At 73.5% G+C, this 14503-nt stretch carries 14 protein-coding genes and 1 pseudogene; 6 read left to right on the top strand and 9 right to left on the bottom strand.

The features are described 5' to 3' along the window. Positions 1-25 precede the first annotated feature (25 nt). Positions 26-418 (bottom strand): annotated as a pseudogene (locus ACFZCD_RS26410) (DUF779 domain-containing protein); the annotation flags it as partial. 308 nt (positions 419-726) lie between these two features. On the opposite strand from ACFZCD_RS26410, the gene ACFZCD_RS26405 reads away from it, so the two are divergent. Further along, positions 727-1401 carry a GGDEF domain-containing protein gene (locus tag ACFZCD_RS26405; RefSeq protein WP_391835000.1) on the top strand — a complete coding sequence of 225 codons (675 nt, stop codon included), beginning with the start codon at positions 727-729 and terminating at the stop codon, positions 1399-1401. A gap of 113 nt (positions 1402-1514) precedes the next feature. Here ACFZCD_RS26405 and ACFZCD_RS26400 read toward each other — a convergent pair whose 3' ends face one another. Continuing rightward, positions 1515-1916 (bottom strand): hypothetical protein, encoded by a 402-nt coding sequence (locus ACFZCD_RS26400; RefSeq protein WP_391834998.1) that lies wholly within the window; start codon positions 1914-1916, stop codon positions 1515-1517. Positions 1917-2304: 388 nt separating this feature from the next. Here ACFZCD_RS26400 and lepB point away from each other — a divergent pair, with 388 nt between their 5' ends. Then, complete coding sequence (lepB, locus tag ACFZCD_RS26395) at positions 2305-3138, top strand: signal peptidase I (RefSeq protein ID WP_391834996.1); 834 nt, start codon at positions 2305-2307, stop codon at positions 3136-3138. Here the strand turns inward: lepB and ACFZCD_RS26390 are convergent. From ACFZCD_RS26390 to ACFZCD_RS26380, 3 genes are all read right to left on the bottom strand, one after another. Next, the gene (locus ACFZCD_RS26390; protein WP_391834994.1) at positions 3122-3565 is read right to left on the bottom strand and encodes a DUF6228 family protein; all 444 of its coding nucleotides are present in this window, start codon (positions 3563-3565) and stop codon (positions 3122-3124) included. The two genes, lepB and ACFZCD_RS26390, sit on opposite strands and share 17 nt — an antisense overlap. Positions 3566-3715: 150 nt before the next feature. Continuing rightward, complete coding sequence (locus tag ACFZCD_RS26385; protein WP_391834992.1) at positions 3716-5239, bottom strand: aldehyde dehydrogenase family protein; 1524 nt, start codon at positions 5237-5239, stop codon at positions 3716-3718. A gap of 65 nt (positions 5240-5304) precedes the next feature. Beyond that, positions 5305-6567: a GAF domain-containing protein gene (locus tag ACFZCD_RS26380; RefSeq protein ID WP_391834990.1), complete on the bottom strand. Its 1263-nt coding sequence runs from the start codon at positions 6565-6567 to the stop codon at positions 5305-5307. Positions 6568-6672: 105 nt separating this feature from the next. On the opposite strand from ACFZCD_RS26380, the gene ACFZCD_RS26375 reads away from it, so the two are divergent. Further along, positions 6673-7152, top strand: coding sequence for a holin (locus ACFZCD_RS26375; protein ID WP_391834988.1), 480 nt, complete (start codon positions 6673-6675; stop codon positions 7150-7152). Positions 7153-7428: 276 nt separating this feature from the next. Beyond that, entirely contained in the window at positions 7429-8157 is a 729-nt protein-coding gene (locus ACFZCD_RS26370; protein ID WP_391834986.1) for a hypothetical protein, read from the top strand. 240 nt (positions 8158-8397) lie between these two features. On the opposite strand, the gene ACFZCD_RS26365 is transcribed toward ACFZCD_RS26370, so the two are convergent. Continuing rightward, positions 8398-8574 carry a zf-HC2 domain-containing protein gene (locus ACFZCD_RS26365; RefSeq protein ID WP_391834984.1) on the bottom strand — a complete coding sequence of 59 codons (177 nt, stop codon included), beginning with the start codon at positions 8572-8574 and terminating at the stop codon, positions 8398-8400. 70 nt (positions 8575-8644) lie between these two features. Here ACFZCD_RS26365 and ACFZCD_RS26360 point away from each other — a divergent pair, with 70 nt between their 5' ends. Further along, the gene (locus ACFZCD_RS26360; RefSeq protein ID WP_391834982.1) at positions 8645-9220 is read left to right on the top strand and encodes a sigma-70 family RNA polymerase sigma factor; all 576 of its coding nucleotides are present in this window, start codon (positions 8645-8647) and stop codon (positions 9218-9220) included. Between the two features lie 103 nt (positions 9221-9323). Here ACFZCD_RS26360 and ACFZCD_RS26355 read toward each other — a convergent pair whose 3' ends face one another. The 3 genes from ACFZCD_RS26355 to ACFZCD_RS26345 all read right to left on the bottom strand — a co-directional run bounded on the left by ACFZCD_RS26355 (position 9324) and on the right by ACFZCD_RS26345 (position 12915). Continuing rightward, positions 9324-9821, bottom strand: a complete 498-nt coding sequence (locus ACFZCD_RS26355; RefSeq protein ID WP_391834980.1) for a copper chaperone PCu(A)C — start codon at positions 9819-9821, stop codon at positions 9324-9326. Between the two features lie 5 nt (positions 9822-9826). Next, positions 9827-12532, bottom strand: a complete 2706-nt coding sequence (locus ACFZCD_RS26350; protein ID WP_391835627.1) for a heavy metal translocating P-type ATPase — start codon at positions 12530-12532, stop codon at positions 9827-9829. 113 nt (positions 12533-12645) lie between these two features. Next, positions 12646-12915 (bottom strand): hypothetical protein, encoded by a 270-nt coding sequence (locus ACFZCD_RS26345; RefSeq protein WP_391834978.1) that lies wholly within the window; start codon positions 12913-12915, stop codon positions 12646-12648. A 292-nt stretch (positions 12916-13207) separates the two neighbouring features. Between ACFZCD_RS26345 and ACFZCD_RS26340 the strand changes: the two genes are divergently transcribed. Next, on the top strand, positions 13208-14503 hold the full coding sequence (locus ACFZCD_RS26340; RefSeq protein WP_391835625.1) for a cytochrome P450: 1296 nt from the start codon (positions 13208-13210) through the stop codon (positions 14501-14503).

Here is a 14503-nt window from a genome sequence, read left to right as displayed (position 1 = left end):
GGCCGGGGAAGCCGCCGCCTTCCCCGAGGCGCCGCGCCTCGTCGTCCGTGAGCAGCCGTGACCGCAGCAGGAAGCGCAGGCCCTCCGGCGCCTCCAGGGAGAAACCGCTGCCACGGCCGGGCACGACGTCGACGGTGAGGTGGGTGTGGCGCCAGCGCTCGAACTGGTCCGCGGACATCCAGAAGCCGACCGGTTCCGCCACGCCCTCCACCGCCAGCTCCGCGAGGAGGACGTCCGAGGCGCCCGTACGGAATTCCCCGGCGGGGTAGCACATCGGCGAACTACCGTCGCAGCAGCCGCCGGACTGATGGAACATCAGGGGACCGTGCCGCTCCCGGAGGAGGCGCAGGAGACGGGCGGCACCGGGGGTGAGGGCGACGCGCGAGACGCGGGGCTGCCGGGCTTGTTGCGGAGTCACGGCGGGGTCTCCTTCCCGTAGGAGGGCACGGACTGCGAGTGTGCGGCCGGCGCCTGCGTGCGCTGCGATGGAACGGACGGCGACCGCACGGGTTGCGCGTGCACGAACTGCGACTGCACGGACTATGACTGCGACTGCTCAGCCTGCCGGGGACGGCAGCCGCCCGCCAGAGGCGAACGCGGGGAAACGGGGGATCTCCAGCATGACCGGACCCACCCACCGGCCCGCTCGCGCCCCACCGCGACGGCGTTGCCCACGCCCACGGCGACGGCTGCGACGGGCCACCTCTCTGTTCCGGAAGGTGCCCGATGAACCTCCTGCTCCAGGCCTTACCGATAGCCGCCCCGACGCTCGGATGGGCCGCCCACGCCCTCGTCCTCGTCCGCCGCCTGCACACCGCCCGCACCGACCCGCTCACCGGCCTCATGCGCCGCGAGGAGTTCACGAGCCGGGCGCAGCGGGCCGTGAAGCGTCCGCACGCGGCCGTGCTGCTGCTCGACCTCAACGGCTTCAAGCAGATCAACGACACGCACGGGCACGCGGTGGGCGACCAGGTCATCGCGGCCGTCGGCCGGCGCCTGTCCGCCTGGTGCCGGGAGCGGGACGGGTTCGCGGCGCGGCTGGGCGGCGACGAGTTCACCGCCGTGGTGCGCCTCGCCCCGGACGCCGACCTGGACTCGGAGCTGACCTGCAGCCTCTCCGCGCGGCTCTCGGCGCCCCTCGAAACCGACAGCGTGACGCTCTCCCCGCGCGCCTCGATCGGCGTCTGCCGCACCAGCCACCGGCCCGGCGCCGGCCTGCCGGAGCTGCTGCGGGGCGCGGACGAGGCGATGTACACCGCCAAGCGCCTCGGCCAGCACTGGCGCCCCGCCGGCCCCGTGGACGTCTACCGCACCACCAACGGCCGCCGCGACGGCCGCTCGGGCACGCGCCCCGCCACCCACCTCACCTTGCTGGCCCCCATGCGCAGGAATGCCTCGTAGCCCGGGGTCACGCGAGACGTCCGGGGCGGCAGCCGGTAGCACTGCGCTTCACCGGACAGAGGCCGTCCGTGGTGAACCAAGGCCCCTCTCCTGCTCGCAGGAGAGGGGTGAGGTCACTTCTTCCGGCGCTTGCGGGGCGCGGGCACGACCGGCGCCTCCGTCTCGCGGCCGGCGGCGAAGAAGGGCGCCATCGCTTCCTCGTACTGCTTCAGGGATTCGGGCCCCAGGTCAATTTCGAGCCACTTGGGCACCTGAATTTCCTTGATTTCCGTCATCGGCGAACCGTCCTCGTCCACCTCCCCGGTCAGGTCCTCCATTTCCTCGGTCACCGTTACGGCGAACTTGACCGTGGTCAGGCTTTCGGTCACCTCGGGGGAGAGGTCGTCGAAGTCGATTCGCTGGACGTAGATCGGCGTGGTGATCGTCTGACCGCCGACCTCGATGGTCTTTACTCCTTCTTCCACGCCGGGCTGGCCCTTGCGGGTTTCGTCTACCTCAATGAATTTGGTGCCCACGGATGGTGCCCCTTCTTTTCTCTGGTGCGTGCGTAAAGTCTAGAGGAGCGCGGGCAGTTGACGCTAATTCAGATGGGGTCACCCGTTCGTGGCGATCCCCCGTCGGGGCGCGCCCGCCGCCGAGGTCGGCGCGAGGCCGGGCCTGCAGCCGGTACGCCCCCTCGAGCCCTGCTGCGGGCCAACGCCCGTGCCGTGCCTGACGGCCACCGCTGGGTCCCTTGCCGGGACGGCACGTGCCGAGCACCGGCAGCACGGTGGAGTGCGCGGCCGGGGACGCGGTGCCGGTCTTTACCTCTCGCGAATGGCCGCTTTCTTACACTTGTCCAGCTCGGCTCATGTTCGTGCAGCAGCCCCAGGCCATTCCATGACGTACAAAGGAACTCAATAGATGAGCTCGAAGGAGGCGACCGTGCGCCGCCGGTTAGGCAGAGCGGTCAGCAGGCCCCGCCGGCGTGGAGGTGCGAAGCGCACGAAGCGCCCTTGGTGGGTCGAGCTGCCCGTTTTGGTGGCCATCGCCCTGTTGCTCGCTTTAGGAATCAAGACGTTCTTCGTGCAGGCGTTCTCGATACCCTCGGCCTCGATGCAGAACACCCTGCAGGAAGGCGACCGGGTCCTGGTGGACAAACTGACGCCGTTGTTCGGTGCCGAGCCGCAGCGCGGGGAAGTCGTGGTCTTCCGCGATCCCGGCGGCTGGCTCCCGGAACAGGCCCCGAAAGAGACCAACCCGGTTCTGCGAGGGGCCCGCAACGTCCTCACCTTCGTGGGCCTGATGCCCTCATCGGACGAGAAGGACCTGATAAAGCGGGTGATCGCGATCGGTGGGGACACCGTGGAGTGCAACAGCGGCAGCCCGATAAAGGTCAACGGCGTGCCGCTGGACGAACCGTACATCCACCCCGGTTCAACCCCCTGCGACGACTACCCCGTCGGAACGGTCAAGGTGCCCCGAGGTCATCTCTGGGTGATGGGCGACCACCGCAACGACTCCTGGGACTCCCGCTACCACCACCTCCAGAAACCCGGCAACGGCTTCGTCCCCGTCGGCAACGTGATCGGCCGCGCCTTCATCGTGGCCTGGCCGCTAACCCACTGGTCCACGCTCCCGGTACCCCCCACCTTCGACCAACCCCAACTCGACACCCTCGCCGCCGAGCCGCCGAGGGAGGCAGCGACGACGGAAAGGCAGGAGAGGGGGCGTTCAGCTATCAGGCAGCACCCGTGATGAAGGCGTGAATCCCGGCGGCGAGGTTTCGCATCTCTTCACCGGCCGCATGCACGGTGGTGGTCTCGAAGTTCCATGCCTCGGACGGGGGTCGGTCGTGGATCCCCCACGTCAGGTGGACGTAGCCACCGGGTCGATGCACCGCGGAGAGGGTCAGATCGCCCTCCAAGGAGCGCCAGGTACGCGTTCCTTCCCAGCCCCGGAACCCCTCGGCCAGCGAGGAGAGAAAGCCGTCCAGACCGTCGCCGCCCCAGGTCCGCACCAGCGTCTCCACGTTCACCCATTGCCCCTGAGCCTTCACAAGGAAGTCGAGCATCGGGTCGTCCCCGAACGGCCGCGTCGGTTCAGAGAACAGCAGGCGGACGGGGCACGATCCGGGGTCTCCCACCCGGACCGCGGGACTGCCGGAGTCGTCGTAGTCGATCATGCGAACAGGTTAGAAGACCAGGCCCGGAGCCGGGCAGCACACAGGATGGCGCATATCTCGCGAGGGGTTGTCGGTCCGCCTTTGATTCTTTCCGCATAGCCAAGAGCCTCCGGCCTGCATCACTTCAGGTCGGAGGCTCCGTTCCGCGGCCTAGAAGAAGCCCAGTTTCTTCGGGCTGTAGCTCACCAGCAGGTTCTTCGTTTGCTGGTAGTGGGTGAGCATCATTTTGTGGCCTTCTCGGCCTATGCCCGACTGTTTGTAGCCGCCGAAGGCAGCATGGGCCGGATAGGTGTGGTAGCAGTTGGTCCAGACGCGGCCCGCCTGGATGGCGCGGCCGGCTTGGTAGGCCGTCGTGCCGTTGCGGGTCCAGACGCCGGCGCCGAGGCCGTAGAGGGTGTCGTTGGCGATCGAGATCGCGTCGGCGAAGTCGGTGAAGGGCGTGACGGCCACGACCGGGCCGAAGATCTCCTCCTGGAAGACGCGCATGTGGTTGCGGCCTTCGAGGATCGTGGGCTGGACGTAGTAGCCGCCGGCCAGTTCGCCGCCGGCGTCGGCGCGGTGGCCGCCCGTCAGGACGCGGGCGCCTTCCTGGTGGGCGATGTCCAGGTAGGAGAGGATCTTCTCCAGCTGGTCGTTGGAGGCCTGGGCGCCGATCATCGTGGCGGTGTCCAGGGGGTGGCCCGGGAGGATGCGTTCGGTGCGGGCGACGGCGGCTTCGAGGAAGGCCGCGTAGTGGCCCTGCTGGATGAGGGCCCGGGACGGGCAGGTGCACACCTCGCCCTGGTTGAGGGCGAACATGGTGAAGCCTTCGAGGGCCTTGTCCAGGAAGTCGTCGTCGGCCGCCGAGACGTCGTCGAAGAAGATGTTCGGGCTCTTGCCGCCGAGTTCGAGGGTCACCGGCTTCAGGTTCTCCGACGCGTACTGCATGATCAGGCGGCCCGTGGTCGTCTCCCCGGTGAAGGCGACCTTGGCCACGCGGGGGCTCGCTGCCAGGGGCTTGCCCGCCTCCACGCCGAAGCCGTTGACGACGTTCACCACGCCCGGCGGGATGAGGTCGGCCACCAGGTCCAGCCACACGTGGATGGAGGCCGGCGTCTGCTCGGCGGGCTTGAGGACCACCGCGTTGCCCGCCGCCAGCGCCGGCGCGAGTTTCCACGCCGCCATCAGGATCGGGAAGTTCCACGGGATGATCTGGGCGACCACGCCCAGCGGCTCGTGGAAGTGGTACGCGACCGTGTCCGCGTCGAGCTCCGACAGGCTGCCCTCCTGGGCGCGGATCGCGCCCGCGAAGTAGCGGAAGTGGTCGACGGCGAGAGGGATGTCGGCGGCCAGGGTCTCCCGGACCGGCTTGCCGTTCTCCCAGGACTCGGCGACCGCGAGCGCCTCCAGGTTCCGCTCCATGCGGTCCGCGATGCGGTTCAGCACGGCGGCCCGCTCGGCCGGCGGGGTGCGGCCCCAGGCCGGGGCCGCCGCGTGCGCCGCGTCCAGCGCGCGCTCCACGTCCTCCGCCGTGCCCCGGGCGATCTCGGTGAAGGGCTGCCCGGTCACCGGCGTCGGGTTCTCGAAGTAGCCGCCCTGCTTCGGCGGGACGTACTCGCCGCCGATCCAGTGGTCGTACCGCGGACGGTACGCGACCACCGCTTCGGGGGTGCCTGGGTTGTGGTAGCGAGGCATGGGAACGGCCTTCCCTTCCGGTGCGCTGCCGTCCGCTTCCGGCGTGGACGGCGACCGGCCGGAGCCTAGAGCCCGGGAGGTTGCGCGAACGTTGCCCGTAACCTCCGTGCCTCCGCCGCCACCCCGTCCCGCTGCGGCGCACTCGCCGGCAGCGCCGCCAGCAGTCGCTCCCACACCTCCAGGTCCTCCTCGCCCCACGCGCTGTCCGCCCACGCCTGCAGCGCCCACGCGTCCCCGCCGCTCAGCACCGCCCGCCGCAGCCGCCCCTCCACCAGCCGCCGCACTCTGCACACACCCGGCGCCTCCGACGAGGGCAGCAGCGGCCCGTCGTACGAGCGGAGCGCCCCGCGCACGTCCCCCTCCGCCAGCTCCCGCTCCACCCGGCCGAAGTCCGTCTCGACGTGCGCACACAGCCGGTACGGGCGCGAGCCCAGGAGCGGACCCACCAGGCGCCGCAGCCGCGACAGCTCGGCGCGCAGCGTCACCGGCGGCACCGTACGGTCCCCGTACAGCGCCGCCGCCAGCTGATCTCCCGTCAGGCCGTCCGGGCGGCCGGCCAGCAGGACGAGGATCTCGCTGTGGCGCCGGCCCAGGTGCACCCGGCGGCCGTCCGCCGTCGTCAGGACCGCCTCGTCGCGGCCGAGGGCCGTCAGCAGCGGGCGGCCGGTGCCCGCGCCGGCCGCCAGTCTCGCCTCCGCGGCCAGCGCCGTTGCCCGGACGAGCGCCAGGCTGTGCGGGGCCGCCAGCCGGTCGCCGCCGGTGAGGTCCACCGCGCCCAGCAGCCGCCCGGTCCGGGGGTCGTGCACCGGCGCCGCCGCACACGTCCACGGCTGGACCGCCCGGTTGTAGTGCTCGGCGCCGAAGATCTGCACCGCGCGGTCGAGGGCGAGCGCCGTCCCGGGCGCGTTCGTGCCCGCGTGCCGCTCGTCCCAGCGGGCCCCGGCCACGAAGTGCATCGCCTCCGCCCTGCTCCGGATGCCCCGGCGCCCCTCGACCCACAGCATCCGGCCGGACGCGTCGCAGACCGCCAGCAGGTGCGCCCCGTCGTCGGCGACCGCGCCGAGCAGCTCCCTGAACAGCGGCATCACGGCCGCCAGCGGATGCGCCCGCCGGTACTCCTCCAGCTCCCTGCCGTCCAGCTCGACGGGCGCGAGGAAGTCCGCCGCGGGCAGCGCGGCCGCCGACCGCCGCCACGAGCCGGCGACCACCGCCCGGACACCCGCACCCACCGTGCCACCGGTCACGAACTCCTCGTGCGCGCCGCGGACCGTACGGCTCCGCTCGGCCGGGTCGTCACCGCAGCTCATTGCCGGCCAGGGATCGGTCACCTGGACCCTCCTTCCCGTGCGTCTCCGGGACTTGCGGTACGGGCCGTCCCGCCATGACGCTTCCCTTACCCATCGGACACGAACGGAAGAGACGAAGAAACAGCCATGCCGAAAGCGCCGAAAGTGCCGAAAGTCCTGCTCGACATCCTCGAGCGCACCGCCGCTGCCTACGTCACCACCTTCCTGGGTCTCCTCCTCGCCGACGGGTTCGACCTGACCGACGTCTCCGCCCTCAAGGCCGCCGCGATCGCCGCCCTGCCCGCCGCCCTCTCCGTGATCAAGGGAGCGATAGGCACGCGCATCGGCGAGAAGAACAGCGCGGCCTGGCTGCCGGGTGGCGGCCGTAGCCGTAGTCGTAGCCACAGCCGCAGCGGGACGCCCGGCCGTACGCGGAAGCCCGGCACGACGACCGAAGCCACGAGCACTGCCGAGGCCCCGGAGCCGGCCGAGCCGGCCGAGCCGGCCAAGACAGCCAAGACAGCCAAGCCGGCCAAGTCAGCCGAGGCCTCCAAGGCACCCGAGACACCCGAGGCAGCCGAGGCGTCCCGAGCCGCCGGGGACTCCACCGGCGCCACCGGAGGCTGATCGTTCACACGGGGTGTGAGCCGCGCACCCACGATCACCCCCGCACACACGCTCCCGCGCCCGCGCGCCCCGCGCTTGACTCGGTGCTGCGAGTCCCAATGGAGCGACGGGACCCCGGGCCGTCGGTCCTTCCCCCGAGCCGGCGGCCCACCCGCCTCGTACCGCCGGGCGGACGGTACGGGGCGGGGTCCGTGCGCCCGAGCGGGGGGTCGTACGGGGCGTCAGGGCGTACCCCGCCTTCGCGCCGCGCGGCGCGGGTGCAACGATGTGCACGTCATGAGAGCAGGGCCGCAGCCGGAACAGGGACCGCGAGCGCTGCGAGCCGCGGTGTTCGCAGCGGTCTGTGTGCTGCTCGCTGCCCTGGGCCACGCGGTCATGTCCGGCACGACGGTCCCGTGGTGGGCCGTCGCCGTCGCGCTGTGCGGCACGGGCAGCGCGGCGTGGTTCCTGGCGGGCCGCGAGCGCGGGCCGCTGCTGATCACGCTCGCCACCGTCGGCGCCCAGACCGGCCTCCACTTCTTCTTCGGCCTCGCGCAGGACGTCGTCGTGAACACGGCCCGGGCGGCCCGGCTGGGGCTGGACCCGGGTTCCCCCGTGCCCAAGGACTACCACGGCGCCATGTCCTCCACGGACCTGCCCTCCATGGATCCGTCCTCCATGGACGTCTCCTCCATGGACATGTCCTCCATGGGCGGCATGGCCGGCCACTCCATGTCCATGCACGCCGGCCACGGCGCCCTCGGCATGTGGTCCGCGCACGTCCTCGTCGCCGTCGTCTGCGGCGTGTGGCTCGCCGGCGGCGAACAGGCGGCCTTCCGGCTCGCCCGCACCGTGGGCAGCCGGCTCTTCGTCCCGCTCCTCGCCCTCTTCCGCGCCGTACCCGCGCCCTCCGGACCGCCGCGCATCCGCGCCGACCGGAGCCGCGCCGCGCAGCGCCTGCGGCAGCTGCTGTACGCGCACGTCCTCTCCCGACGTGGCCCGCCGGCCCGCGTCGCCGTCGGCTGACGGCGACCCCCGCGCCAGAACCACGTCACCGGGCCCGCCCCGCTCCTCGGGGTGCCCGGATTCCAGGAAGGACACAGGGCGATGACCCCTGCCCGTAGGCGGGACGTGCCACGCCGGCACACCCTCCCCGCAAGCCCCGCCGCTTCCCCGGCGGTCTCCTCGACGGTTTCTCCGGCCGCCTCGTCGGCCGCTCCTCCGGCGGCCCCTGCAGCCCCCGCGGCCACTCCCGCAGCCGGTTCCTCAGCCCATGCCGAGCTGCGCCGCGAGCACCTTCAGCCGGCGTGCTCGTTCGCCCCACGCGCAGCACTCGGCGCAGCCCCCCAGGTGCGCGTCGAGCGCTGCGCCGGTCACGCGCGGCGGCAGGTCCTCGCCGTCGACGCGGGCGGATATGGCGGTACGGAACTCGCTGCAGTGCACCCCGCCATCGTCCCCGGTGCCGTTTTTGCCCCGGGCAGCACCCCCCGGACGCTCCGCCGCGGAGGCCGCCGTGCGTGACGACGAGACGGTGACCGCCTGGGCGCTCGCCGCCCGCAGCGGCGACGCCGACGCCATCGAGTGCTTCATCAGGGCCACGCAGAACGACGTGCGGCGCTACGTCGCGCGCCTCAGCAACGACCCGCAGGGCGCGGACGACCTCGTCCAGGAGACGTACCTGCGGGCCTTGCGCACGCTGCCCCGCTTCGAGGGCCGCTCCTCGGCCCGTACGTGGCTGCTGACCATCGCCCGCCGCACGGTCGTCGACCGGCTGCGCTTCAACGCGGCCCGGCCGCGCCTGTCGGACACGGACGACTGGCAGTCGGCTGCCGAGCGCGCCCAGACGGCACAGCTGCCCGGCTTCGACGAGGGCGTGGCGCTGTCGCAGTTGCTGGACCGGCTGCCGTACGAGCGGCGCGAGGCGTTCGTGCTGACCCAGATGCTGGGCCTGCCGTACGCGGAGGCGGCCGTCGTCGCGGGCTGCCCCGTCGGTACGGTGCGGTCGCGCGTGGCGCGGGCCCGTGAGGCGCTGATCTGCCAGTTGGAGACGGCGGAGCGGGACGCCGTGCGCATGCCGGTCGCGGCTTAGCGCCCGTCGCCGTCTGCGCCGGAAGCGCGGGACGCATGAGTGGGCGGGGTGGCCGGGCAACACGCCCGCCACCCCGCCCGCTCGCATGCGCCCGCTCCGGCCGTCAGCCGCCGCCGCTGCCCGCCCGGACGACCTCCGCCTCCGTCCGTACCGTCCCTGCACGCCGGAACTGCAGGACGACGGGCAGCCGGTCGCCGGGCTTCATGCGCGGCGGGGCCCACACCATGACGTCCAGGCCGTGCGGGGACATCTCCAGCGTGCCGCCGGCCGGTACGGTCGCGGACCGCACCATCTCCATATGGCCGGCGCCCTTCCGCACCACGGTGCGGCTGAGCATCGCGCCCGCCGCCGTGGGCGCGTCCACGCCGATGAGCTCGTCGTCCACGTCGCCCGCGTTCCGTACGCGGAGGAAGGCCGCGGTGTCGTCCCGGCCGAGCGGCAGCAGCACCCGCGCGTCCTCGACCGTGACGGCCGGCGGCCGGCCCGCCGCGCCCGAAGCCGTCCAGGCGCAGAGCCCGCCGAGGGCCACCGCGCCCGCGAGGACGGGTACGAGGGCGGCGCGCCCGGCCGCGGCAAGAGAAGAGGTCTTCAAGGTTTCCACGACCTTCACACGTCACTTCGCGACGCCAGGGCGGCGGCGCGCCTGCCGACCGGACCGACCGAACCGGCTGGATCGGCGGACCCTGCGGAGCCGGGGGAGACGGTGCCGCGCCGCGGCCGCCGTCCGGCCGCCGCCCGCGAGGGCACCGGCTGCCAGCCCCGCAGCCGCAGGCTGTTCCCGACGACCAGCACCGAGCTGACGGACATGGCCGCCGCCGCGACCATCGGGCTGAGCAGCCCCACCGCCGCCAGCGGCAGGGTGACCAGGTTGTAGCCGAACGCCCAGGCGAGGTTGGCCCGGACCGTGGAGGACGTCCGCCGGGCGAGCCGGACGGCGTCGGCCAGGGCACCCATGTCCTCGCGGACGAGCGTCACGTCCGCGGCGCCGATGGCCGCGTCCGTGCCACCGCCCATGGCGATGCCGAGGTCCGCGCCGGCCAGTGCGGCCGTGTCGTTGACCCCGTCGCCGATGACCGCCACCCGGCGGCCCCGGGCGCGCAGTTCGCGGACGAGCCGGGCCTTGTCCTCGGGCGTGGCCCGCGCGTGCACCTCGGTGATGCCGAGTTCGGCGGCGACGGCCCGTGCCGCGCCCTCGCTGTCGCCCGTCGCGAGGACGGGCCGCAGGCCGAGCCGCTTGAGGTGGTCGACGGCGCGGTACGAGCCGGAGCGGACGGTGTCCCCGAGGACGATCACGGCCTCGGGCGTGCCGTCCACGCGGACGACGACCGCGGTCCGGCCCTCGCGCCCGGCGGCCTCCACGGCGTCGGCGAGCACCTGGGGGAGGCGGCCTTGCGAGCTCCCCGAGCCGCCCGATGAGACCTGCTGTCCCTTCCGCTGCTTCTTCCCGTTCTTCCCGGACGTCCGGGAAGCGGGCGCCGCCGCGGCGGGAGAGGCGTCCGGCCGTACGACCTCGACGAGCCGCTCCGCGACGCGCCCCGCGACGCCCCGGCCCGGTGTGGCCGTGAAGCCGGTGACTTCCGGCAGGGCGGGTGCGCACGCCGTGACCGGTGAGCCCGAGGTGACCGGTGCGGTCGCCGTGTCCGCCGTGTCCGCCGTGCTCGCCGGGGCTACGGCGCTTGCCGCTTGCGCCGTGTCGGCCGCGTCTGGGGTGCCTTCTGTGCCGACGGTGGCGTTCGCGGCATCTGCGGCGCGCGCAACGCCTGCAGTGTCTGCGGCGCTTGCGGAGCCCGCAGCCCCCGTAGCCGGCGCGCCCTCCGTCACCCCCGCCGTGTCACGCCCGTCGCCTGTTCCCGCACGGCTCGCCGCCCCCTCGACCCCCGCGTCCCGCGCAGCCGCGTACGCGCACACCGCACGCCCCACCGGATGCTCCGAACCGCGCTCGACCGCCGCGGCCAGCCGCACCGCCTCCTCCGCACCGAGCCCGTCCGGGCGTGCCGTCACGCCCGTCACCGCCATCGAACCCGTCGTCAGCGTGCCCGTCTTGTCCAGGACGACGGTGTCCACGCGGCGCAGTCCCTCCAGGGCCTGCGGCCCGCTGACCAGGATGCCGAGGCCGGCGCCCCGGCCCGTGGCGGCCAGCAGGGCCGTGGGCGTGGCCAGGCCGAGCGCGCACGGGCAGGCGACCACGAGGACCGCCACTGCCGCGGTGACCGCCGCCTGCGGGGAGGCGCCCGCGCCGAGCCAGAAGCCGAGCACGGTCACGGCGACGGCCAGCACCGCCGGTACGAAGACCCCGGCGACCGCGTCGGCCACGCGCTGCGCCTTCGCCTTGCCCGCCTGCGCCTCCTCCACCAGCCTGGCGATCCGGGCGAGCTGCGTGTCGGAGCCGACGGCTCCGGCCCGTACCTCCAGCAGCCCGCCGGAGTTCACGGCGCCGCCGACGACGGACGAGCCCGGACCGGCCTCCACCGGTGCGCTCTCGCCCGTCACGAGGGACAGGTCCAGCGCCGAACTGCCCGTCACGACCACGCCGTCGGTCGCGACCCGCTCGCCGGGCCGGACGACGAAGCGGTCGCCGACCCGCAACTGCTCGATGGGCACGCGGCGCTCCGTACCGTCCGCCGCCCGTACCAGCACGTCCTTCGCGGCGAGCGAGGCGAGCGCCCGCAGCGCCGAGCCCGTGCTGTGCCGTGCCCGCGCCTCCAGCAGCCTGCCGACCAGCACGAACAGGGGGACGCCCACGACCGCTTCGAGGTACACGTCCGCCGTGCCGCCCGCCATCGACGGCAGCAGTGTGAACGGCATCCGCATGCCGGGCCGCCCCGCGCCCCCGAAGAAGAGGGCGTACGCGGACCAGGAGTAGGAGGCGAGCACACCGAGCGAGACGAGCGTGTCCATCGTCGCGGCCGAGTGCCGCAGGCCGCGCAGGGCCCGCTCGTGGAAGGGCCACGCGCCCCACACGGCGACCGGCGTCGCGAGCACGAAGCACAGCCACTGCCAGTTGCGGAACTGCAGGCCGGGAGCCATGGACAGGACGAGTACGGGGACGGAGAGCAGCGCCGTGATCAGCAGCCGGGTGAGGGCGCCGCCCGCCTCCGCGCCCTGTTCCTCACCGGCCTCCGGCACGGCCTCGGGCTCGGGCAGCGCCGCCGTGAAGCCGGCGCCCTCGACGACCGCCACCAGCTCGGCCGCGGTGACCGCCGCGGGGTGGGAGACGCGGGCCCGGCCGGTGGCGAGGTTGACGGTCGCGCTCACGCCGTCCACCCTGCCCAGCTTCTTCTCGACGCGCGCGACGCAGGCGGCGCAGGTCATGCCGCCGACGATCAGTTCGGTGGTCGTGGTGGTCGTGGCGGTCGTGGTTTCAGCGGGGGTTGCGGATGCGGCCGTGGCGGAGGCCGTGGCCGAGGTCGACGTCGTGCTCGTGGTCACCGTCCACCGCCCGTACCGTGCATCCCGTTCATGCCACCCATGCCTTTCATACCGTCCATGCCGTCCATGCCGCCGGTCCCACCCGTGCTGCCCGTCCCGCCGCCCGGACCCGGTCCGGGCCCGGAGCCGCCGCCGGTGCGGTGTATGCCGGGGGCGGCCGGGCCGGCGGCCGAGCCGACGGCGTACGAGACGCCGAAGAGGGCTGCCAGGAGCAGGACGAAACCGGCCAGGGTTCCGTACGGACTGAGGGAGCGACGAGCGGTCATCCGGGCATCGTGGCACGCTGCACGGCCCGTTCGGCCGCCCGCGACCGGCTCCCGGCGCGTGAGGATTGTCCCTTCTGTCCGCGGGAACCAGCGGTCGCCGCCGGCCGACTACCTGGAGATACGGAACCCGTACGGGCGTGGGGACATCCGTACGAAATTTCGCCGGACCGGCGGGAACTCACCCCTCCCTCCGTCCGACTTCTCAGGGGTCCACGTCTTCCTGAGGAGCCTTCACGTGTCCCTGTCCGAGCCGTCCGCGCCGACCGGTCCGGTCCCGCCGGCCGATCCGGCCCTGCCGCCTGGTCCGGCCCCGCTGCCCGATCCGGTCCCGCTGTCCGGGCCCGGGTACAAGCGGGACCCCTACCCGCTGTACGCGCGCATGCGGGAGGCGGGCCCGATCCACCGGGTCCTGTTCCCGAGCGGGGTCACCGCCTGGCTCGTCACCGGGCACGAAGCCGCCCAGAAGACCCTCGCCGACCCCCGGCTCGGCAAGAACCACGACCGCGGCAACGACCGCTGGCGCGAGCGCGCCTCGATCATGCCCGAGCCGCAGCACTCGCAGCTGCAGGTGCACCTGCTCCACCAGGACCCGCCTAAGCACACCGCCATGCGGCGTCTGGTCACGGACGCCTTCGCGCCGCGGCGCGTCGAGGGGATGCGGGAGCGCTTCCAGGAGATGGCGGACGCGCTCGTCGACGCGATCCCGGCCGCCGCGGACACGGGCTCGGCCGGGTCGGCCGGGTCGGTCGAGCCCGTCGACCTCGTGCGGTGCTTCGCCGCCCGCTTCCCCTTCCAGGTCCTCGCCGAGGTCATCGGCCTGCCGCCGCACCTGGCCGCCCGCTTCCGCCGCGAGTGGGGCAAGGTCGTGGCGCCCGTCGGCCCCGCGGACCCCGGACGGCCCGCCTACGAGGCGCTGCTCCGCGAACTCCAGGGCTACATCGCCGAGGTGGTCGCCGACCGCCGCGAGGCGCCCGGCGACGGGCTGCTCAGCCGGCTGGTCGCCGCCCGCGACGGCGGCGAGCTGACCCGGGAGGAGCTGGACTCCATGATCTTCCAGCTGCTGGTGGCCGGCCAGGAACCCGTCACGAACCAGATCACCACCGCGATGGTGGCCCTGCTGCGCCGCCCCGACGCGCTGGCGCGGCTGCGGGCCGAACCGGAGCTCATGCCGGCCGCCGTCGAGGAACTGATGCGCCTCGACAGCGCCTTCGAGCTGACGACCTGGCGGTTCCTCGCCGAGGACGCGGACCTGCACGGCACGCGGGTGCCCGCCGGCGACTCCGTGATCGTCTCCCTGTGCGCCGCCAACCGCGACCCCGAGCGCTTCCCCGACCCCGACACCCTGGACCTCGACCGCGCCCAGGGGCCGCACCTCGCCTTCGGCCACGGCATTCACTTCTGCCCCGGCGCGGCGCTCGCCCGCGTCGAACTCCAGGTGGCCCTGGGGACGTTGCTGGCCCGGCTGCCCGGTCTGCGGCTCGCCGTTCCCGAAGAGGAGCTGCCCTGGATCCCCGCCGTCCTCGGACGCGGCACCGCCGAACTCCCGGTCGCCTTCGACCGGCCCGGCTGCCCGTACGGACGGGGGTGA

This window comes from Streptomyces sp. NPDC008001 (assembly GCF_042958085.1).
Classification (GTDB): domain Bacteria; phylum Actinomycetota; class Actinomycetes; order Streptomycetales; family Streptomycetaceae; genus Streptomyces.
Note: the sequence above shows the minus strand (reverse complement) of the source record. Positions and strands in the feature narration are given on the sequence as shown.